Here is a 22850-nt window from a genome sequence, read left to right on the forward strand (position 1 = left end):
ATTGCATTTCAGACTTTTTCCCCTCAAAACTATACCGTTTCAAGAGGGAAAAGCCTGAAGTAAGAAACCATTTATAATGCGCTTTTGCCCGTTTCCGGCGAAGCCGGAGGTAATAGATCCTGCACTGCAGTTAGTAAATTTTCTTTCCGGTTGGGGTGATTAATAAAAGTGTCTTCGAAGGCCCGGTATTTTTTTTCTGAAACGCCGCTGTTAAGCAGGCTACTTTTAAAAAAGGCATAATTGGTAGTTGCGTTTTTGGAATTGGCTACCAGCGCAAGCCATTTCCACATCTGTTTGGTACCGATCTGTTTTTCCAGCGCGGTGAGCAGCAAAGGGGAATAGGAATACCGGTACATTTCATTTGTTTCCAGGCTGGAAACTTTATTAAGCGCCAGCACTTCGCCAGCGGCATTTATATTTTTAATGTATTGTAATAAACCTTTCTGATAAGCTTCTTTGCCTAACTTTTCCTTCGTGAATTGCAGCGACATATATTCGGTAAAGCCTTCTAAAAATACCCATTGCAGATCGGAGTTAGAATGAAATAAATTACCGAAATAATAATGCCCGGCTTCGTGGGAAAGATAACGCAGATTACCAGGTTCAATTTTTAGTTCAGTCGTTTTATTGAAAAAGCTGTTCAGCGTAAACAGGCGGCCGATCACGGCAATAGTAGGGTAAGAAACAAAAGCCCAGTTGTTTTCTTTGCTAACCGGGGTGGCCTGGATGTACGTAATGTCGCCTTTATAGGGGATTTTAAGTTTTGCGCTATAAAAGTCTTTCATGGTATTGGTCCAGTTGCATAATAACGTTTGCTCCCGGGTTGAAAGCCCGGTATTTACAAAGTAAACGCCCTGCTGTTTTTCGAACGTGAAAGCACCGGCAAAAAGTAACATGGGCACCGGGTTGGTGGAGGAAAAAGTATTACTGCTTCCCGCCTTCGGCACATCGCCGTTTACATACACGGTACTTCCCCCGTCGCTGATAACTTTAATGGAATAAGTGTAATTATTAATGATTTTATCCTGCTGCACATTATAAAGAATCGGGTACCAGGCCGATTGCTCCGACATTCTTACACTGGTTCCGTTAAAAGCAATATTCCCTTTCCAGTCTGCCCGGTCATACATCAGGGAAGTGTCGGAAATTACCGGGAAGGCACCGGTATATGCAAAGCGTAGCAAGCCGGGAAGCGCCTTTGGTTTTCCCTGCTCTACAAGGGTATATTGAAAAGCTTCATCGCTCTTTTGGTTATAGGTCTTTTCGTATTTATACTTGATTTTTTGCGTTTCATCGGTTATCCGGGCCATATTAAAACCTGCATGCAACCAGATGGTGTATTGCTCTATGGCGGGAATCTGAGATAGCGTAAAATCACAATTAATAATTCCTTTTTCTACGGATACCGTTATTTCGCCGGTAAGATGCGGGGTTTGAGAAAAAGCCGGCAGGCAAAAGAACGTACAGATCAATACCAGGAAGCTCATTTTTTTTATTCGCATTTTATCACGTTATCTAATTTGTAGACTAAAGCGGTTGTGAAAGTAATGCTAATTTTCAGAATGTTAATAAAATCGGATGTTTCAGGTTTCGGGTCGCCGCAAAAACCTGTTTTCCAGGTCCAGCCAGCCGCCGCGCAAATCATAAAAACCGGAAAACAAGCGCAGGTTTTTCAGTTTTCAGAACGGACTTTTTCAGCTTGAAACCCTAGCGTTTTCGAACAGAATACCCAGGTAAGATTACGATGTGAAAGCACCTGATTCGGTTTTAATACCTCGCTTGCGTTCAGGGCTTAGATAAATTCCTATATATTTTTCCGCAAAGCCTTTATTTTTTGCGAGCCAGATATCAAAGCATAATCATTCAGTATGAGCAGATCAGAGAATATGAAAAAGCTGTTTTATTTCAAGTGCAAAAAAATATTTAAATAGTATAAAATAATCAAAACTAATCTGAAGGCAGAGGGTTGTATTTGTATTAAATATGTGGAAACCCGATTGCAGTCATTTAAAGGGTGCTGATTTTAAGATTTTTCCAATCCATTTGATTATGAGCACCTCTTTATCTTGTCCGCTATTAGTTTCAAAATCCAAAAAAGGAAGTTGGGTAAATCAACTTCTTTTTTCTGCTTAGAAAGCTGTTTAAAATAGGTTCTGGTAGCGGGAAATATTTCGCCTATCTGCCTTTGCCGCTATCTCCTGAAGTGAATTCTTTTCGAAAGCATAATGACCATTCAGCGGTGAAAATTAAACAGTTGGCTCAGAACTAAAATCAGGATGATCATACCTGGCAAGCTTTTCAACCTCTAAATAACCTGAATATGCAAATGAAATCATTACCCGGGGAACTACAAATGAATAGTAAGCAGGTTCTGCTGTTCGTGGTGCTTTTTTTATTTTCTACGCTTGGCCTGCGGGCTCAGGTAACAACGGTTTCTAATACCGCTGCAGCCACCGTAACTTCCGATCAGGAAGATTATGCTCCGCGGTCTAACGCAGTTTTTACGGGCGCTAATTTTTCTCCGGGCGAAACCGTCGTATTAAAAGTAAAAAACCTGAACAGCCCTTGTAATACGGTAAATCCGGATTCTTCTTATCTGCCCTGGTCTGCCACTGCCGACGCCAGTGGCGGATTTGTAACGAACTGGACGGTCTGTGATTGTAACGGAGATTCTCTAAGGTTAAAAGCCACCGGGCAAACTTCCGGATCAGTTGCCTATGCTTATTTTAAGGATGCCGCCCGACCAGGCAGTATTTCTATTGGAAGCCAGAATGGCACCGCTTCCTTTGGCACAGCAAGCTCCGTAACGTTTAGTATAACGATTACCAGAGATGGGAATGGGGGCGGTGGTTTTACAACGAACCTCACCGCAAATGGATTACCCACTGGTGTGTCTATTTCGCCGGCCTCAGTTTCTTTTAGTGGAAATATCAACACAGTAACTACATCTGTAACGGTTACTTCCTTATCTACCACACCTGCGGGAAACTACCAAAGTTTTAGCATTACTGCTTCCGGGATTCCTGCTAGGACAAGTAACGCGACTACTTATTCAATAAACAAAGCAGAACAGCATATAACCTGGGCCGACCCTGCTGATATTCTTTATGGTACTGCCTTGTCTGCTACGCAATTAAATGCAGTGGCAACGGGCGGTGCAAGTATTACCTACGATCCTGCATTGGGTGCTATTCTTAGTGCTGGGACTCATATCTTAAAAGTTACCGCAGGGGAAACCTCTAATTTTAAGGAACGCACCAGGGAAGTGAACATAATTGTTTTACCTAAACCAATCACGTTAACTGCATCAGATCAAAGCAAGACGTATGGAGCTGCCCATTTATTAGGAACCACGGCCTTTACCTTAAACGCTTCTACTCCAATGGCAGCCGGCGAATCTATTGCATCCGTGACGTTAACAAGTGCAGGTGCAGCAGCGGCGGCAGCGGCTGGAAATTATGCTATTGTTGCTTCCGGGGCGTTAAGCGGCCCTAATACCAGCTTAAGTAATTATGCGGTTACTTACGCTGACGGTACCCTAACGGTAAGCAAAGCCTCAACTACTACAATTGTTACAGTTGCCAATGCCACTTATGATGGTACTGCCCATGGCGGATCAGCAGGCGTAACCGGTGCATGGGGACTAAATCAGGCAGTAATTGTAAGCTACACCGGCGTCAGTCCAACCGTGTATGCTGCTACTTCAACACCACCGACAAATGCTGGCACGTATAATGCAACTGCTACTTATGCGGAATCTGCCAACCATTTGGGTTCATCAGACAGTAAAACTTTCACGATTGAGAAGGCTGCCACTACAACCCTGGTAACTATAAACGGTGGCCCTTTTACTTACACCGGCTTAGCTCATACGCCGGCTACCGTCTCGGTTACGGGTGCAGGGGGGCTGAGCCTTACTCCAGCGGCTATCTATGCCGATAATACGAATGCCGGAACAGCTACGGCTAGCTACAGCTATGTAGAATCCGCTAACCACCTGGCTTCATCAGATAGTAAAACCTTCACGATTGATAAGGCTGCGACTACCACTGTAGTTACTATTAACGGCGGTCCTTTCACCTACACCGGTTCAGCCCATACTCCGGCTACTGTAAGCGTGACCGGAGCCGGTGGATTGAATCTGACTCCCATGGCTGCTTATGCAGATAATGTAAACGCAGGAACAGCTTCGGCCAGTTACAACTACCCGGGTAATGACAATTATGAGGCTTCTTCAGACAGCAAATCGTTTATAATCGGTAAAGCTGCAACGGTTACCACTGTAACTATTGCTCCGGGCACCTTTACTTATACCGGTTCAGCCCACACGCCAGCGAGCGTAAGCGTAACAGGTGCAGGCGGACTGAATCTTAGCCCAACTGCTGCTTATGCTGATAATATCAATGCCGGGACAGCTACAGCCAGCTATACTTATGCAGAATCTGCAAACCATTTCGCTTCCTCAGACAGCAAAACCTTCACTATTAATAAAGCTGCCACAACTACTGTCGTAACTATCAACGGTGGCCCTTTCACCTACACCGGTTCAGCTCACACCCCTGCAACGGTAAGCGTAACAGGTGCTGGCGGTTTGAACTTGACTCCTCCTGCTGACTACAGCAATAACGTTAATGCCGGAACAGCTACGGCCAGCTATAATTATACAGAATCTGCTAACCATTTAGCTTCTTCAGACAGCAAAACCTTCATAATCGGAAAGGCTGGCACTACTACCGTTGTAACTATTAATGGCGGTCCGTTTACATACACGGGATTAGCGCACACGCCGGCTAGCGTTTTGGTAACCGGAGCCGGCGGACTAAGCCTAACACCAAATGCCACCTATAGTGATAATGTGAATACAGGAACAGCAACTGCTGGTTACAACTATGCAGAGTCTGCTAACCATTTATCATCTTCAGATAGCAAAACATTCATTATTGGTAAAGCCTTATTAACGGTAACGGCCAATAACCTTGGTGATAATGCCTCCAAAGTTCAGTACAGCGACCTGGTGCCTGCCTTTACTGCTACCATTTCGGGCTTTAAGAACGGCGAAACGCTGGCAACCAGCGGCGTGACCGGCTATCCATCATTCGCTACTGAGGCGCTGATAGTTAATGGTAAAGTTGAAAGTCCGTCGGGTACATATAAAATTACGCCTGGCCCTGGAAGCTTAGCAGCTGCCAATTATGACTTCAATGCAGCTTCTTTTATACAAGGCGATCTGATCGTGCAAAAAGAAGATGCAGAAATCGTTTATTCGGGGCTTGAATACTTTACTACCGACGGGGCAACTTCAAATGCTGCAAAAGTAGAGTTTATGGCTTCTTTAAAAGATTCGGATGACGGCATTGCTACCAGAGGGAATATTTCCAGGGCGGTAGTAGATTTCTCTGCCACCGGAGGCCTAACCCTTGCTGCGCCAACTACCAATACTCCGGGAACCCTTACCCAGCGGACAGTAGGCCTGGTAGACCCGGCTGACCAGACCGTAGGTCTAGCGCGAACAGAACTGCTGAAAGTTCTTTTAAGTACAGCCGAAGTAAAAGACGGGGGCAAGATCGTGGAACTGAATGCTGAAGTTAGAGCTACCCCTACCAATAGTTTTTATAATGGCACGATGGCTCCTAAAACGGGTGCTATTAATTCAAACAGCGAAAAAACCTTGATCACGATTGCCATGCCGGGTCAGGATTTTGTATCGGGCGGCGGCCATGTAATAGCAACCAACCCGGCTGGTTCTTATGCGGCTGAACTGAATACGCGCGTGAAATTCGGCTTTACCATGAAGTGGAACAAATCCGGCAAAAACATTCAGGGTCAGACTACCGTGATCTTCCGGAAAATGGTAGGTAATGTGCTGAAAACGTACCAGATCAAGAGCAATTCCATTAATTCGCTTGGTACGGCAAACGTAACCGGAGGCCGAAGAGCTGACTTTAATACCAAGGCCACGTTAACGGATGTAACCGATGAACTTAACCCAATAACGGTTAGCGGAAATTTAGACCTTACCATGCAGGCGTTTGAATCTACCAATCCTTCGGTGCCCAGCGAGATCAGTATAACCCTGCGGAATGGCTCCCTGCTTTTATTCAGCAGCCACTGGGACAAGAATACTTCGGCCAGAAAAGGTTTAGGCAAGGGTGCCATCCGGATCTTAAATGCTTCTACTCCAACTTCAACTACAGCCCGGATGACTTCTCCGGCCCCAGCTTTGCAACCTGAATTTGCAGCACAGTTCGAGAGTTATCCGAATCCGTTCAGCAATGCGGCCGCCTTCCGGTTTGTACTGGAAACCGACCAGGATTATGAACTGGCCATTTACGATACCCGGGGCATGCTCGTTAAACGCGTTGAAACTGGTAGAGCAGAAGCCGGGAAGCTTTACGAAGTGAATCTGGACGGAAAATACCTGGCGCAAGGCATTTACGTTGCGCGCCTTATTACCAGCCATGGCGTAAAGCTGCTGCGCATTGTGAAACAATAATGCTGTAAAAATTAGTGCCTGAAGCCAGGTAATATAAAAAGCCTCTTCCGGATTTTCGGAAGAGGCTTTTTTATGCAGGCAATTTTTGAGACTTTTTCAGTCTTAAACCCTAGCGTTTTTCAAACAGAATGCCGGTGTAGCTGTAAGGAGAAATGGCGCGCAGTTCTGTTTTTACTTCCTCGCTCACGTTCAGGGTCTGGATAAATTCCTGAATGGTTTTTTCGGAGATCTTTTCGTTTTTGCGGGTCAGGGCTTTCAGGGCTTCATAGGGCTGCGGATAACCTTCGCGGCGCAGAACGGTCTGGATGCCTTCGGCCACAACGGCCCAGTTATCTTCCAGGTGCGCTTTTAAAGCGTGTTCGTTCAGCTGCAATTTGCCGATGCCTTTTTCCAAAGATTTCAACGCGATTAAGGTATGTGCCAGCGGCAAGCCTAAGTTTCTTAATACGGTAGAATCCGTTAAATCGCGTTGCAAACGGGAAATGGGCAGTTTGGCAGCGAAGAATTCTAATAAAGCGTTGGCTACTCCCAGGTTTCCTTCGGCGTTTTCAAAGTCTATCGGGTTTACTTTGTGCGGCATGGCCGAAGAACCGATTTCGCCGGCTTTGATCTTTTGCCCGAAATAACCCATGGAAATATACTGCCAAACGTCACGCGAAAAATCTACCAGAATCGTATTCAGGCGCTTTAAATTGTCGCAGTAAGCTGCTAAGTCGTCGTATGGTTCGATCTGCGTGGTTACGCGGGTGCGGTTCAGACCTAAAGTTCCGTCTACGAATTTCGTGGCAAAGTTCAGCCAGTCGGTTTTTGGGTAAGCAATAAAATGGGCGTTGAAATTGCCGGTGGCGCCGCCGAATTTGGCCGAAAACGGTATGGTTTTAAGCGTTAAAAGTTGGCGGTGCAGGCGGTCGGCAAATACCATGATCTCTTTGCCCAGGCGGGTAGGAGAGGCCGGCTGGCCGTGCGTATGTGCCAGCATCGGGATATTGGCCCAGGTCTGGGAAAGTTCGGAAAGCGTATTTTCAATGCCTTCAAAAGCCGGAAGCAATACTTTTTCAGTAGCTTCTTTTAAGGAAAGCGGAATAGCGGTGTTGTTAATATCCTGGGAAGTAAGCCCGAAGTGAATGAACTCGGCAAACTGGTTCCAGTTATTGTCTTCGAAACGCTTTTTCAGGAAATATTCTACCGCTTTTACGTCGTGGTTTGTGGTTGCTTCCAGGGTTTTGATTTCCTGCGCATCCGCTTCCGTAAAATTGGTATAGATTTCGCGTAAAAAAGAATATTTATCTTTCGGAAAATCAGCGAGTTGCGGCAATGGAATTTCGCATAGGGCAATAAAATATTCTACTTCTACCAGTACGCGGTAGCGGATCAAACCGAATTCGGAAAAGTATGCGGCTAAGTCGGCGGTTTGCCTGCGGTAGCGGCCATCGGCCGGCGAAATGGCAGTAAGGGAATTAAGATTCATAAATATGCGTTAAAGGCCAAAGATACTGCGAAACAGTATAACTTTTAAAAGAGAATTATTCCTAACTTTACAGGCTTTTTTGACCCTTTTTTTAAGTAGTTTATGAACAAATTTTACGGCGGTCTGCTGGCTGCTTTTTTCGGGATTTCGGGTTTACAGGCCCAGACGCTGCAAACCAACAAAACGCAGCTCGCTTTTGGTAATGCTACCGAAATTGCCCCGGTTACGCAGCAAATAACTCTTTCCAATCCGCTGAATTACGCGGTAAACGTAAAAAACATCCGCTTTTTTACCATTTATGGGGAGCCGGCTTTTTCGGTAAGCAATACCTTCCCGATCAATATTCCGGCCGGTGGTACGCAAACCTTAACGGTTACGTTTTCGCCGCTGCACAATATTGCCCACAACACCGAAATGGTGATCGAAACCGATTCGCACGGCGGCGACCTGGCCGTGGATCTTACCGGACAGGGAAAATATTCGAAAACCTACTACAACAATTCGGAAAATAAAAGCGAAGAACAACTCAAAACCGCTTTAAAAGGCATTACTTCCAATCCATATACGTCGTTCAGCTACAATGCCGCCCGCGATAAGATGTTCATGGAGTTCGATAACTGGAAAGTGAATGGCCGTGGTGCCACGGTAAATACACTGGAATGCATTTATACAGGCCGCAAAATTACGGGTTATACCAGCCGTTCGCAGGCGCAGAACTCACCGATGAACTTTAATACCGAGCATACGTTCCCGCAAGGTTATTTCAATGAAGCTCCGCCGATGGTTTCGGATATGCACCATTTATTTCCTTCCGATAACCCTGCAAATGGCAGCAGAAGCAACTACCGGTTTGGCATGGCAACTACTCCTTATAAGAACGATGCCATTAATACTCCTTCGCATCTAGGCGCTAATAATCACTACGAACCGCGCGATGCTCAGAAAGGTGCTACTGCCCGGGCCATGCTTTATTTTGTGATTCGCTATTCCGATTATCAGAACTTTTTCGCCCCGCAGGAAGCCATCTTAAAAACCTGGAACCATGATTTTGCGCCTACTGCTGTAGACGTAAAACGCAACGACGATATTCATGCACTGCAACGTAACCGTAACCCGTTCGTAGATTATCCGCAACTGGCCAGCCGCATCACCAATTTTGTTGCCACTTCTGCCGCAGCCCCTTCTTACGAGCTGTACAATTCGCCGGTAATTAACTACGGCACCATTCCGGCCAATACTACTTTTACCTACAATTTTGTGCTGGTAAATAACGGTAACCAAACCATGAACTTCAGCGGTGCTACGCTTTCCAAGCCGGCTATTCTGACCTTTGCGGCCGGAACCAATACCACTTTCAGCATTGCTCCCGGCGAAGCCCAGATCGTAAAAGTAAACCTGAAACTGGCCACTACCGATTCTATTTCCGAAATACTGACTTTGCAAACCAACATTCCGAACCGCAATACGCTCAATATTCCGATCTACGCGAATAAGAAAGTAACGCCGCTGCCGCTGGGCGCCGGCGAAGAACTTGCCAAAGCGCAATTCAACCTGTATCCGAACCCGGTAAACGAGGAGCTGATCGTGGCGCGCGGCAACCAGTTCGGTAAAAATGTTTATGCCCTGGAAATTGTAGATGCGCTGGGTAAAACCGTGAAACGCGTTACGGCCACCGGCGATGTTACTACCGTAAATGTAGCAGAACTGAAGCGGGGCGTTTATTTCCTGCGCATAAACTCCGGTGCTGAAACCCAGGTGAAGAAGTTTATCAAGCTATAAGCCTTAAGACTTTTTAAGCGGTTTTTCCTACCGTTTTAAACGATTTAAACCTTCGGCGTGTCTTTTAGTAAAAGAGAGGCGTTGAAGGTTTCGTTTTTTCTATATTTGTACGATAAACCCTGAAGAGTGCCAGATTACAATAAACAACTGCTTATCCGGCGGAGCCTGCAAGTGCTGGCCGGTCTTTTAATTTTATTTGCCATTACGCTTGCCGTGCTCTTTATGTACCGCCAGCGTTTGCTTAAATACGCCGTAGAAACTGTGCAGGATAAAGTGGAAGCCAAATACCCGGCGAAACTGCACGTCGGCAAAGCCGCTTTCGAAGACCTGAATACGGTGCGCATGGAAAACATTGCGCTGGTACCCAACCAGGGCGATACCTTGTTGCGCACGCAGGAAGTTTTTGCCGAGATCAGTTTGCGTACGCTTTTTAAAGGCCGGGTTATTTTCAACGAGCTCCGCATTCAAAATGCCTATTTAACGGCAGTGAAAAACCCGGACGGCACGAATAATTATTCGTTTTTGCTGGGCAAGAAGAAAGCAGAGCCGGTAGATACTACCAAAAGCCGCAACTACGGCAAGCTACTCAACGACCTGATCGAGAAAGCCTTTGAAAGCGTGCCGGACCAGTTAAGTTTTAAAAACCTGAACGTAAGCTACGCCTCGGAGCGGCGGAATATTAATATGAAAATGCCTTCGCTGCAAATAGAGAACGGCGAAATTAAAACGGCGCTCAGCGTAAAAACCGATTCGCTGGTGAATAATCTGCAGGTGCACGGCACTATTAATCCGGCTAAATATTTCATTTCGGCGCGGCTTTATGCGTTAGATTCCGGTGGCATTAGCCTTCCTTATGTGAAACAGAAGTTTGGCGGCACGGTGGCTTTCGATACCCTGGCGGTGAGTTTAACGAGCAAAGACTTTTCGAAAGATATGCTTACCGTGCGCGGCGATGCCAGCATCACGGATCTGAAAGTACACCACCCGCGTATTTCCGATTCTGATGTGAAAGTGAAAAGCGGCTCGGTACATTACGTGGTATCTCTGGGGCCCGATTATTATGCGATAGATAGTTTAACCGAAGTGCGCGTAAATAAAATTAAGGCTTATCCGGTAATCCAGCTGCGCACCAAGCCGGCCAGAGATCTGATCGTGCGATTGCGTACTGATGTTACCCCGGCCACCGATTTCTTTGCGAGCTTGCCAACCGGCGTATTTGAGAGCGTAGAAGGCATGGAAGGAACCGGCGGGCTTTCCTATAAACTGAAATCGCACATAAACTTTGCCGACCTGAAACATTTAACCTTCGATTCTGACCTGGAAGGCCACGATTTCAAGATCACCAAATATGGCAACGAAGACCTTTCCCTGATCAACAAGCCGTTCGTTTACACAGCTTACGAGTATGGTAAACCGGTAAGAAACATTTTGGTAGGGCCGCAGAACCCTTATTTTGCGCCTTATAATACCATTTCCCGCTACCTGAAATATGCCATTTTAACTTCTGAAGATGCGGCTTTTTTCCGGCACAAAGGTTTTCACGAAGAAGCGTTCCGGCAGAGTATTGCTACCAATATTAAAGCGAAGAAATTTGTGCGAGGCGGCAGTACTATTTCCATGCAGCTGGTAAAAAACGTATTCCTGACCCGCAAGAAAACCATTGCCCGCAAAGCCGAAGAAGCATTAATTGTGTGGCTGATCGAGAACAACAACCTGGTTTCTAAAACCCGGATGTATGAGGTTTATCTGAATATAATTGAATGGGGGCCGAATGTGTACGGGATAAAAGATGCGTCGCGGTTCTTCTACGGCAAACAACCTTCGGAATTAACGCTAGGCGAAAGCATTTTCCTGGCCAGCATTATCCCGAAACCCAAAGCATATAAAAATTCCTTCGATGCGCACGGTAATTTAAAGCCACGCGTGGCCTGGTATTTTAAACTGATCTCCGGCATCATGCTGCGCCGGGGCCAGATAAGTCAGGAAGAGTATGATGCGTTGCAACCGCGGGTGGAGCTTTACGGCCGCGCCCGCGACCTGATCGTAACCGCACCCGATACCACCACTTCCGATTCGCTGCAATTAGCGCCGATCGATCTTTTAGATTAATCTTTATTTTTTCAAAACTTCCTTTGAGTTATCAGAGGAAGTTTTTTGCTTTAAAAGCATAGCGTTTTTTTTGTCACACCAACTCTTTCTTTTTGTCATCCCGAAGATAGGAGGGATCTCATCAGGTTGGTAGTTTTGTTTGCTATTGACTTTTGAAGGCTGAAAGGATACCGTTTTTATAGCTGGCTTCTTTTATAACTTTTAACTTTCTATTTTCATAGGTAGTTTTCTCCCTCCAGCCGGGTGGCTTCGTTTCTGCGTTCGCGGCTGCAACCCTTCCTGCCCTTGCGGGCTGCCTCGTGCCTCGGCACCGGAAGTCTTGGAGGCCGCTCTCACAGAAACTGGTAGCATGCTCCTTTGTAGCTCGCTTCTTTTTAATTTAGTTTTCTTCAGTCCTTGATTTCAGGTTACGCTGCGCTGGCGATAGGCGTGAATGGAACTTAGGAGTGTATTTCTGGTAATTCTCAAATTCTGATTCAGATAAAAATTCTGATTCAGATAAACAATCCTGACAATCCCAAGAATCCTTAAAATCGTGTTCAGACAAAATTCGGTCAGACAACGTGCTGACAGGCTAAGCTCTGTCCCTACATGGTCACGAAAATTGTCATAATCATAAAGATCAACAGGATCACAGTTCCGACAAAATCCTGAAATCCTTGAATCCAATAAATTCTAATTCAGACAAATAAAAACATCCATCGAAAATTAGCAAAAAAAAAGCCTTTCCTGGTCAGGGAAAGGCTTTTGGAAGGGTAACTTAAACTGGCTTTTAATCTTTGTTTATGGGCAATTCAGGATTATCCTTTTTGGGGAACATCAGGGAGGCAACAACCGAAAGTATTAAAATACCACCTACAATGCCCAAAGCTACGCGCATATCGAAATGGTAAATATCCGAAAGCACGAGTTTGGTGCCAATAAAGACCAGGATCAGCGCCAGACCATAGTGCAGGTAATGGAACAGCTGCATAACGCCGGCCAACGCAAAATACAGGGCTCGCAGACCAAGCAACGCAAAAACGTTAGAGGTGTAAACAATAAAAGTATCGCGGGAAATGGCCAGAATTGCAGGAATTGAGTCCATGGCGAAAACCAGGTCGGTAGTTTCTACCATGATCAGCACAATGAAAAGCGGGGTGGCAAAGATCATTCCTTCGCGTTTTACGAAGAATTTTCCGCCTACCAGATCGTTGGTAACAGGTATAAACTTGCTGATCCATTTTACGATCGGGTTCGCTTTTGGATTGATCTCGGGCTCGTTGGAAGTAGTAGCCATTTTAATGCCCGTAAAGATCAGGAATGCCCCCAGAATGTAAATAATGAAGTGGAATTTAGCCAGAAGCGCTACCCCGACTACAATAAAAAAGGCCCGCATAACCAATGCTCCGATAATACCCCAGAAAAGGATCTTGTGCTGGAAAATAGGCGGAATCTTAAAGTAATTGAACAACACAATGAACACAAAGAGGTTATCTACGCTCAGTGATTTCTCGATCAGGTAGGCGGTGAGGAATTCCAGGGCAGGCTCAGTACCCATCGTGTAATAGATCAGTACATTAAAGGCCAGGGCTAGGGCAATCCAGAAAGCACTGAAGCCAAGCGCTTCTTTGATCTTTACTTCGTGAGCATCGCGGTGAAAAACAAAAAGGTCCAGCGCCAGCATAGCCAGCACGAAAAGGTTAAAATAGATCCAGAAGGATAAGCCAATTTCCATAATTTTTTTAAATAACGCTGTGGCTGCTAAAATCTATTAATAAAGCGTGCCGGAATTAAAGTTTGTAAAATATAAAGTATCAGCGGTTGAAGTGCCGGAAGAAACTATCGACTTTCATGCGGATCACCCCATAAAAAGCTTCCTGGATAATACCCTTGCTCATCTTCGATTCGCCCTTAGTACGGTCAGTAAAAATAATAGGTACTTCTTTTATTCTGAAGCCGTATTTGTAGGCCAGGAATTTCATCTCGATCTGGAACGCATAACCAATGAATTTGATCTCGTCGAGCGGAATGGTTTCGAGCACTTTGCGGGTGTAGCATTTAAAACCGGCGGTAGCATCCTGAATAGGCATGCCGGTTACCAGGCGCACGTAATAGCTGGCAAAATAACTCATCAGCACGCGGTTCATGGGCCAGTTTACCACGTTTACACCTTTAATATAACGGCTGCCGATGGCCACATCATATCCTTCTTCGGAACAGGCTTTGTAGAGTTTTATCAGGTCTTCGGGGTTATGCGAGAAATCGGCATCCATCTCGAAAATATATTCGTAGCCACGGGCCAGGGCATATTTAAACCCGTGAATATAGGCCGTACCCAAACCCAGTTTGCCCTGCCGTTCTTCCAGGAAAAGCCGGTCCGGGAATTCCTGTTGCAGGTTTTTAATAATGGCAGCGGTGCCATCCGGCGAATTGTCATCCACCATCAAAACATCGAAAGGTACTTCCAGCGATAAGACTTTACGGATAATTGCCTCCGCATTTTCTTTTTCGTTATACGTGGGAATTACCACAATTGCGTTATTCATAGCTTCAAAGATAAGCAATCAGCCGGTTTGGGAGGCAGCCAGTGCCTGAATTTTTTTTGCCACTTCGGCCGCCTGTTTCACGCACTCGGGTACAGAAATGCCGGAGTTCCAGTTGCTTGCCACAAAAACGTTCTCCGATTCAAGGGTTTTAACTAATTCCTGCGCGTCTTCAATAAAAATATCGAATTGCGGAATGGCGTGATTCCACATGTAAAAATGCTGAAAAACCGGCCTCTCGGCGGAGATCTGGTAATTGCGCTGGAGTTCTTCGTGCACGGCTTTCAGGATTTCGGCCCGCGGTTTCTGGGCATTTGCTTTTAACTTTGCCCCCCCGATCATGGTCGTGAACAGCACTTCATCTTCATAGCACCGGCCTTCAAAAACCGAGCTGTTCCACACCGATCCGACCGAAAACTGATGTTCTGTTTTCGGGTGCAGCGCCCCAAAGCCTTTTAAGGGAAATTTTACGTCGGTCCGGCGGTAAACCGAATGCACCACGCAAGCCGGCGGATAATTTACGTTGCGCAAGGCAGCCGCCACGCCGGGAAACGTAAATTCGAGCAGGGATGTAGCCCGATGAGCCGGGAGCGCGAGCACCAAAATGTCGTATTCGGAGCTGGTATATTCGGGCGAAGAAGTGCTGATAATGAATTTGCCGTGCGATCTGGTTACCATTTCTACCTGCGCGTTTGTATGCAGCTCTATCAGCTTGGAAGCAATAACCAGGGGCAGGGTTTGCAGACCGTTTTTAAACGAAAAAATGCGCCGGCCTTCCGCTTTAGATTTCATGAGCCCTTTCAGAACCGAACCGTATTCTGCTTCAAATTTTACCAGTTGCGGAAAGGTTTTCTGGATAAGTAACTGCTCCGGGTCGCCGCCAAATAAGCCCATTACCAATGGTTCTACGGCTTTTTCTACCACTTCACGGTTAAAACGACGCTCAATAAAATGACTCACGGTTTCGAGCGGATCAGCTGGCTGGGGTTCCAGAAAGCGTTCCTGCATAATTTTATAGCGGGTTTTCCAGCTGAAAAAATTGCTGCTTATCAGCTGCAAAATGGTTTCAGGAAGTTTCTGGTAATGGCCATGCTGCAGAATAAACCGGTTGCCGGCCTCGGCTTTGGGTTCAGTTATTTCGTCTTCCAGCTTTAATTCCCGGATCAGCGTTTCCAGTTCGGGTGTCATGTGCAGGGCGTTTGGGCCCATTTCCAATACGTAATTTTTGGTGATCGTAGATTTTATATTGCCCCCCGGAAATTCCCCCTGCTCAAAGATGTCGTACGAAATGCCCATTTTCTGCAGATAATAAGCCACCGTGAGCCCCGAAATTCCGCCGCCAATAATGCCTGCTTTCATGCTTTTAAACCTGATAATTTGAAACTGCGGAAATTTTAAACGGCAGCCAGGGCCTGAACTCGTAACGACCTGCCCTGAATTTTTAACCTGAAAAAGTGCCGGAAGTCCGCAGGTTCTTTACGGAAATAAGCGCAGAAGTTTCTAAGGGAAAATGGTATGGTTTTGGGCCCGAAAAGTCTTTCGGACCGAAACCGTGAAACCTGCAAAATGCTTTGTAGTTTTGAAACGCTATGGAAAACGATGGAAAAAGTAAGGCCGTATTTCTGGACCGCGACGGCGTGTTGAACGTGGAACGCGGCGAATATACCTTTCGAACCGAAGAATTTGAAGTATTGGCTGGTGTGCCCGAGGCCCTGAAACTACTGAAAGAGGCCGGTTATTTGCTCATTGTAGTTACGAACCAGGGCGGTATTGCCAAAGGGCTTTACACCAAAGCCGCCGTACTGGCCTGCCACGAAAAACTGCAGCAAGCCTGCGGCAACCGCCTCGATGCCTTGTATTTTGCGCCTTCCCACCCTTCGGTTTCCGAATCGCTGAGCCGCAAACCCGATTCTTTAATGTTGGAAAAGGCCATTGCCAGATTCAACATATCAACTGAAAATTCCTGGCTGGTCGGTGACCGCAAACGCGACCTGGAGGCGGCGGCAAGAGTTGGGGTTAAAAGCATTCTGGTCGGCGAAGAAGAAACTTATTCGCATCCTGTCCGGGAAAACGACCTGCTGGCGGCCGCTAAATTCATTCTGCGGCAGGAAAAATAAAATTGTATTTCCAATCTTTCAGAATTGTACCTCCCGGTTATTAAATACCGGGAGGTTTTTTTGTAACCGGTCCGTTTAATTTCGCTACAATTTCAGAACGTTTTGCTGCATTTCGGGTAAAGTAAACAGGCGCTTCCCATATTTAAACTTCCTGCTTCTGATTATAGCGATTGGTGGTTTGAGAAGCGCCGGAATTTACCTTTTTATGAAAGTAAACGCATGAAAAACCTGTTGCTAGTAGCGCTGTTTTTGTTTTTCAGCCAAAGCATCTTTGCCCAACACGAAGGTCATAACATGCCGGCAAAACAAACGCAGCAACCCGCAATTTATACCTGCCCCATGCACCCCGAAGTGCAAAGCACCAAACCCGGCACCTGCCCGAAATGCGGTATGGCGCTGGTAAAACAGAAAACTAAAACTACTCCCACACCTAAAAAAGAATCCCAGCCAAAACCGGAATCGAAACCCACGAAAAAGCCTGCCGCTAAACCAGTAGCTCCTCCTAAAAAAACGGTACCGGTTAGCCAGGAAAAACCCAGGCCGCCGGTTACCAACCAGGACGTACAAACCGAACCTGTAGAAAAAGCCGGTCATAAAATGGAAAGCCCGGGCCAAGCGAGCCAGCCCAGAACGGTACGCTATGACTTGTATGTACATGATACGATCGTAAATTTTACCGGTGAAAATAAAAAGGCCATTGCCATAAACGGCAGTATTCCGGCGCCAACCTTAACGTTTACCGAAGGCGATACCGCCGAAATTTACGTGCACAATAAAATGCATATGGAAACGTCCGTGCACTGGCACGGCGTTTTTCTGCCCAACCGGATGGATGGCGTGCCGTGGCTTACCCAAAAACCGATCAAGCCGCATAGCACCTATCTTTATAAATTTAAAGTTATTCAGAACGGCACGTACTGGTATCACAGCCATACCCATTTCCAGGAACAAAGCGGCATGTACGGCTCCCTTGTTTTTCTCAAACGCAAGGAACCCGAAATTCCGGCCATCCCCATTGTTTTAAGCGACTGGACTGATATGAAACCCAAAGAAGTGGACCGCTCGCTGCACAGCGCCACCGACTGGTTTGCCATAAAAAAAGGCGCTACCCAGAGTTACGCCGAAGCGATCAGAAAAGGACATTTTACCACCAAGCTGAAGAACGAATGGAAACGCATGACCGCCATGGATGTGAGCGATGTGTATTACGAAAGATTTCTGATGAACGGAAAACCGGTAGCGGAAGCAACGCAGTTTAAAGCCGGCGATGAAGTGAAACTCAGGATCGTGAACGGCGGCGCTTCCACGTATTTCTGGCTTACTTACGCGGGCGGAAAACTGATGGTAGTAGCCAACGACGGAAACGACGTGGAACCCGTGGAAGTAGACCGCCTGATCATTGCGCCTTCCGAAACCTATGACGTGATCGTGACCATTCCCGAAGACATGCAATACGAATTTCTGGCTACTGCCGAAGACCGCAGCGGCTCAGCTTCGTTGTGGCTGGGCTACGGCCATAAAATGCCGGCTCAACCGCTCCGTAGCCTGAAATATTTCGAGGGCATGAAAATGATGAATGGCATGATGAAAATGAACGGCGACATGGAACCGATGGGCATGCAAATGAGCAACCAGCAAATGGACATGAACGCGGTTATGTACCCCGAAATTACCGGCGAAGAACAGAGTAAGAAAGCTAAAAAACTTTCCGGTAAAAAGGGTATGCCTGCGGCCTCAGAAACTAATAAGGCCAGAAAAGAAGATCCCCATGCAGGCCACCAGATGCCCGGTCAGGCGCAGGATCACAGCATGCATCAAATGCCCATGAACGGTGAAGGAGACTTGGAAACCCTGAACTACGGCATGCTGCGGGCCACCGAAATAACCACCCTGAAACCCGGCCCGGAAAGGATCCTGCGCTTCGAACTTACCGGGAATATGAACCGCTACGTCTGGACGGTGGATAATAAAACGGTATCCGAATCGGATAGGATTCTCATTAAAAAAGGCGAGAACCTGAAGATCATCATGTTCAATAATTCGATGATGCGCCACCCCATGCATTTGCATGGCCACGATTTTAGGGTGCTGAACCGGCAAGGGGCATACGCGCCGCTCAAAAACGTGATAGACGTAATGCCCATGGAAACTGACACTATTGAGTTTGCGGCCACCGAGAGCGGCGACTGGTTTTTTCACTGCCATATTCTTTACCACATGATGAGCGGCATGGGCCGGATCTTCAGTTACGAAAATTCGCCGCCTAACCCGGAATTGCCCGATCAGAAAATGGCACAACGCATGCTGAACCGCGACGATAAAAAGTTTCACCTGATGGGCATGGTGGGGCTGGAAACGAACGGCACCGACGGCGAAGTTATGCTGAACAGTACGCGCTACCGCATTTCCACCGAATGGCGGGTTGGTTTAAAGGCATCGCACGGGCTGGAAAGCGAAACGTATTTCGGGCGGTATTTCGGTAAAATGCAGTGGCTGTTTCCTTTTATTGGCTTCGATTATCATTACAACAGCGTGAAAAATGAATCGGAAGAAACGTTGTTGGGCCAGAAAAGCAATCAGTATAACCGCAAAGCGATAGTAGCCGGGGTGCAATACACCTTGCCCATGCTGGTGATATCGGAATTTCGGGTTGACAGTAAGGGGAAATTCCGGGTGCAGCTGATGCGGGAAGATATTCCGATTTCGAGCCGCCTGCGCCTGAACCTGATGGGAAACTCCGATAAAGAATACATGGTTGGCCTGCGCTATATCGTTACCAAATATGTGGCGTTTTCCACACATTATGACAGCGATATGGATACCGGCATTGGGGTAACAATTGTTTATTGATCTGAATTTCGCCGCTAAAACCTTTTAAAAACGAATAGCGAAAACGGCAGGTTAACCGCCTGAAAAACCCGAAAAATTAATGCTTATTCTAAGCAAAAACGAAGAGCAAAATCGAAATAAATATGGAAAGATTTCATTACCAATCAGCCGCCGAAGCCCTGAACGATTTGAAAGCAAGGGGTTATACGCTGGATTTTAACCTGGCCGGCGATTGCCTGAAATGCCCGCAAATGCAATTGCAGCTGCACCCCCAAGACTTTTCGATTGAAGAAGTATACCGTTTTGAGGGTATGAGTAATCAGGATGACAGTTCGGTGGTTTACGGAATAGCTTCGAAGTCCGGTGAAAAAGGCGTGCTGGTAGATGCCTACGGTGTGTACGCCGATTCTATGTCGCCGGAAATGGCTGCCAAGCTAAAGGAAAGCTACCGGTAACTATTTTCCATCCTAAATGATCCGGATTGTTGCCATCTTACTCGGAAAAAGAGGCAAGGTTAAGAATAAAGGGCCCGCAAAATTGGCTGCAGACCTGCGTAATAATCAGGGTACTAATATTTTCAGGCTATTTGAGCCGAAATCATGAACCTGCGTTAGTGGTATTAAACGGCCACTGGCTGCGGAAACAATTGAATACCTGGATACTAGTGGACAACCATCATTTTCAGCATTTTGCTTTTGCCACCTTCCTTTAGATTTACAAAGTAAAGGCCGTTGCTGAGGTTGGTAGTATTTATTTTTATTTGGTTTTCACCGGTTGAAAGCGATCCGGAAAAAGCATCAGCAACTTTCTGGCCTACATGATTATAGACCTCGGCAGTAATTTTAGCTGGCTGTTTTAAACGGAGAGTAATTGTAGCGTTAGTTCCCGACGGATTTGGGGAAATGGAAGCACCTGAAAATGGGCCCTGGGCTTCGGCAAGGCCCATAGTGGTTGACAAGGCAGCGGTGATCGCATTCTTTAGGCTGGTTTGGTTTACGCTGTTGTTAGCATTGTAATGCACAGCATAATTTGGTCCTCCTAAAACCACCACTTTGGGCATTCCGGTAGAGCCATAATGGTTCATATTTATGGCAGAGTTTGAAAACCGGGTAGTATTGTTTAATCCGTTAGTTGTTGCCCAGGTATCGAGCGCCGCGCAGGTGGTATTGGCGTAATCATCCACCAAATACATTACCACTTTATTCGGGTTAGTGTTTTGGAAGCCCTGCACCACATTGTAAGTTGTAACTGCCGGGCCCACGCAGGCATGGCAAGGCATAACCCAAGAAAGTACGATCACTTTTCCGCCATCTAATTCGTTGAAAAGCGTATGGGAATTGCCGGCACAATCGTTGGCCGTAAAATTGGTTGCAGTTTGGGCGAAAGCAAATTTGGTTAAAAACAAGGCGAATAAAACCAGTAAATGTCTTTTCATATTTTCAATGGTTAGCAGTTATAGCAAGGATCGGAACTTAAATTTAAGCAAATTACCAATACGGGGGAAATTTATTCTTAAAAGCAGAAGGCCAGCTGTATAGCTGGCCTTCTGCTGAAAATATCCCGTTTAAAAGGTTACATTATTTCGGCCTTAAACCGGCTGCCCGCACCAGTTTTACAGATAAGCTTCGTTTAGTTCTTCGGTTGAAACCGTTAATATTTTTTGTGCATTACTGGTAGCTACGTGCCAATCTTTTATAGCAGTATCTCTCTTCAGAAGAAGTGTTGTTTTTTTGCAGCATTTCAAGGTTGGCTATGTGCGGAAAGGTACTTTTTACCCCTGAAAACATAGCGTTTTTTAGCTGAAGCAAGCCGGAATTTTTTTCTGAAATAGCCAAGAAGACAAGCTGTTGGAACTGCTACAAATTCAACGCCGGAATACTTTGTCTTACCTTCAGGCTTTTTTGGGAATTTCGCCGCTGGGCCCCTCGTAATGAACAAAAATACTGATCCAGAGCGCTCGGGATAACCGGAAAATAACGGGTAAAAATCCGATGATCGTTACCAGCAACACCCCGAGCATTAAAGTGGTGCTTACATCTTCCAGAAACTGGTAAAGCACCACCATGGCCGCCAGAAAAACAGCCACGTTAAAAGCAAAACTTACGTACATGGCTCCGAAATAATAACCTGGCTCCGGTTCAAAGGTTTGTCCGCAGTTGGCGCAGTTTGAGTGCATATCGGCAAAACTGGTGGTGTATAAAGTGCCTTTCGGGAACATGTTTCCTTCGCGGCACCGCGGGCATTTGGTATGCAGTATGGCAGATAATAATGATTTTGACTGACTCATAACGTTCGTTGATTTCAAGATAACACTACAAAATTACGCCTGAAAACCGGTAAACCGACGTAACAATTAACCCTTTTAACTGGACTTTTCAGCCGCAGAAATGAGGGTGCCAGAAGTGGATGAACGAAAAGTTATTAGTTATTCCTACCTTAGTTTCCCCGAAAATTAGTTGCATGCCGAAGGAACAAATACCGATTTACCAGATCCAGGATTTTAAAGCTCAGACCCAGAAGGAACGCTATTTTTACGCAAGCACGCTGGCCAAACACCTGGAAGAGCATTTATTTGCCCGCGAACCGCACAAACACGCCTTTTACATCGTTTTGCTTTTAACGCAGGGAAGCGGCACGCATACCATCGATTTTAAAAAATATGAAGTCCGGCCCAATACGGTTTTCTTTATGAAACCCGGGCAGGTGCATAACTGGGAGCTTTCCGATGATGCCGACGGCGTAATCATTTTCTTTACTTCCGAATTTTACCTGCAGGAGTTTCCGCACCGGAAACTGTACGATTTTCCTTTTTTTAATGCCCTGCTTTACCAGCCGGTGCTGCATGTTTCGGAAGCCGGAAAAAGCTTGTTGCTACAGACTTGTAAGGCCCTGCAGGCGGAATATGCCGGTAAGGCATTGCGGCGGAACGAAATGCTTAGCTGCCAGCTGAATGTGTTATTGATCCAGTTAACCCGCATCTACAGTACACGGGCCGAGATCGTGGAAATGCCGGGCGGCGAATTGGTGCTTTTACAGGCTTTGGAACAGTTAATCGAGCAGCATTTTAAAGCGCATTTGCCGGTAACGTTTTATTCCGAACAGTTAAACCTGACCACCAGGCATCTGAACGAGATCTGCAAGCGGTCTCTAGGCAAAACCACCACCGAACTGCTCCAGGAACGTTTGCTGCTGGAAGCCCAACGCTTATTGGTACACTCTGAACTCACCAGCTCCCAGATCGCCACCGAACTGGGTTATTTCGATACCACGTACTTTTTCCGGTTTTTTAAAAAGCATACCGGGCAAACGCCGGAGCAGTTTAGAAGTGAGGCGAAGTGAAGCAATCACAGAAGTTGTGGAGGAAATAGAGATGAGTTTTCATTCGAGGAGCTTTCGCCAGAAACTCAAAAAATCTGGATTGAAACAGGAATGGTAAATTCAGTAGAATGCTTCTTCTTTGTTGTGAATGTAATGAGCTTTTAGCAATCTTTGAAATAGAAGAATTAAAATTGAAAACCAGGTAACTCTGG

The 22850-nt window shown here is 46.2% G+C and carries 14 protein-coding genes; 7 read left to right on the top strand and 7 right to left on the bottom strand.

The genetic code is table 11. From position 1 onward, the window contains the following. Positions 1–71: 71 nt before the first annotated feature. Positions 72–1502 carry a gluzincin family metallopeptidase gene (locus tag I5M27_RS04135; protein WP_200504875.1) on the bottom strand — a complete coding sequence of 477 codons (1431 nt, stop codon included), beginning with the start codon at positions 1500–1502 and terminating at the stop codon, positions 72–74. 824 nt (positions 1503–2326) lie between these two features. Here I5M27_RS04135 and I5M27_RS04140 point away from each other — a divergent pair. Beyond that, entirely contained in the window at positions 2327–6493 is a 4167-nt protein-coding gene (locus I5M27_RS04140) for an MBG domain-containing protein (RefSeq protein ID WP_200504876.1), read from the top strand. Between the two features lie 109 nt (positions 6494–6602). Here the strand turns inward: I5M27_RS04140 and purB are convergent, their stop codons facing one another. Further along, on the bottom strand, positions 6603–7961 hold the full coding sequence (purB, locus tag I5M27_RS04145) for an adenylosuccinate lyase (protein WP_200504877.1): 1359 nt from the start codon (positions 7959–7961) through the stop codon (positions 6603–6605). 102 nt (positions 7962–8063) lie between these two features. Between purB and I5M27_RS04150 the strand changes: the two genes are divergently transcribed. After that, on the top strand, positions 8064–9740 hold the full coding sequence (locus I5M27_RS04150) for an endonuclease (protein WP_200504878.1): 1677 nt from the start codon (positions 8064–8066) through the stop codon (positions 9738–9740). A gap of 126 nt (positions 9741–9866) precedes the next feature. Beyond that, a complete protein-coding gene (locus tag I5M27_RS04155) occupies positions 9867–11849 on the top strand; it encodes a transglycosylase domain-containing protein (protein WP_317193549.1) in 1983 nt (660 codons plus the stop codon). 772 nt (positions 11850–12621) lie between these two features. Here I5M27_RS04155 and I5M27_RS04160 read toward each other — a convergent pair. The 3 genes from I5M27_RS04160 to hemG form a co-directional block, all read right to left on the bottom strand. Continuing rightward, positions 12622–13566, bottom strand: coding sequence for a TerC family protein (locus tag I5M27_RS04160; protein WP_200504879.1), 945 nt, complete (start codon positions 13564–13566; stop codon positions 12622–12624). Positions 13567–13645: 79 nt separating this feature from the next. Further along, positions 13646–14377: a polyprenol monophosphomannose synthase gene (locus tag I5M27_RS04165; RefSeq protein ID WP_200504880.1), complete on the bottom strand. Its 732-nt coding sequence runs from the start codon at positions 14375–14377 to the stop codon at positions 13646–13648. An 18-nt stretch (positions 14378–14395) separates the two neighbouring features. Beyond that, positions 14396–15733: a protoporphyrinogen oxidase gene (gene hemG, locus I5M27_RS04170; protein ID WP_200504881.1), complete on the bottom strand. Its 1338-nt coding sequence runs from the start codon at positions 15731–15733 to the stop codon at positions 14396–14398. Positions 15734–15963: 230 nt separating this feature from the next. Between hemG and I5M27_RS04175 the strand changes: the two genes are divergently transcribed. The 3 genes from I5M27_RS04175 (at position 15964) to I5M27_RS04185 (ending at position 19775) form a co-directional block, all read left to right on the top strand. Then, the gene (locus I5M27_RS04175) at positions 15964–16491 is read left to right on the top strand and encodes a D-glycero-alpha-D-manno-heptose-1,7-bisphosphate 7-phosphatase (protein ID WP_200504882.1); all 528 of its coding nucleotides are present in this window, start codon (positions 15964–15966) and stop codon (positions 16489–16491) included. A 219-nt stretch (positions 16492–16710) separates the two neighbouring features. Further along, positions 16711–19341, top strand: a complete 2631-nt coding sequence (locus I5M27_RS04180) for a multicopper oxidase domain-containing protein (RefSeq protein ID WP_234462395.1) — start codon at positions 16711–16713, stop codon at positions 19339–19341. A 122-nt stretch (positions 19342–19463) separates the two neighbouring features. Further along, complete coding sequence (locus tag I5M27_RS04185) at positions 19464–19775, top strand: phosphoribosylpyrophosphate synthetase (RefSeq protein WP_200504883.1); 312 nt, start codon at positions 19464–19466, stop codon at positions 19773–19775. A gap of 206 nt (positions 19776–19981) precedes the next feature. On the opposite strand, the gene I5M27_RS04190 is transcribed toward I5M27_RS04185, so the two are convergent. Together I5M27_RS04190 and I5M27_RS04195 are read right to left on the bottom strand one after the other, a co-directional pair. Further along, complete coding sequence (locus tag I5M27_RS04190; protein WP_200504884.1) at positions 19982–20755, bottom strand: T9SS type A sorting domain-containing protein; 774 nt, start codon at positions 20753–20755, stop codon at positions 19982–19984. Positions 20756–21211: 456 nt separating this feature from the next. Beyond that, positions 21212–21607: a DUF983 domain-containing protein gene (locus I5M27_RS04195; protein WP_200504885.1), complete on the bottom strand. Its 396-nt coding sequence runs from the start codon at positions 21605–21607 to the stop codon at positions 21212–21214. 173 nt (positions 21608–21780) lie between these two features. On the opposite strand from I5M27_RS04195, the gene I5M27_RS04200 reads away from it, so the two are divergent. Further along, a complete protein-coding gene (locus tag I5M27_RS04200) occupies positions 21781–22659 on the top strand; it encodes an AraC family transcriptional regulator (RefSeq protein WP_200504886.1) in 879 nt (292 codons plus the stop codon). Positions 22660–22850 lie beyond the last annotated feature (191 nt).

Source organism: Adhaeribacter terrigena (assembly GCF_016623615.1).
Lineage (GTDB): Bacteria > Bacteroidota > Bacteroidia > Cytophagales > Hymenobacteraceae > Adhaeribacter_A > Adhaeribacter_A terrigena.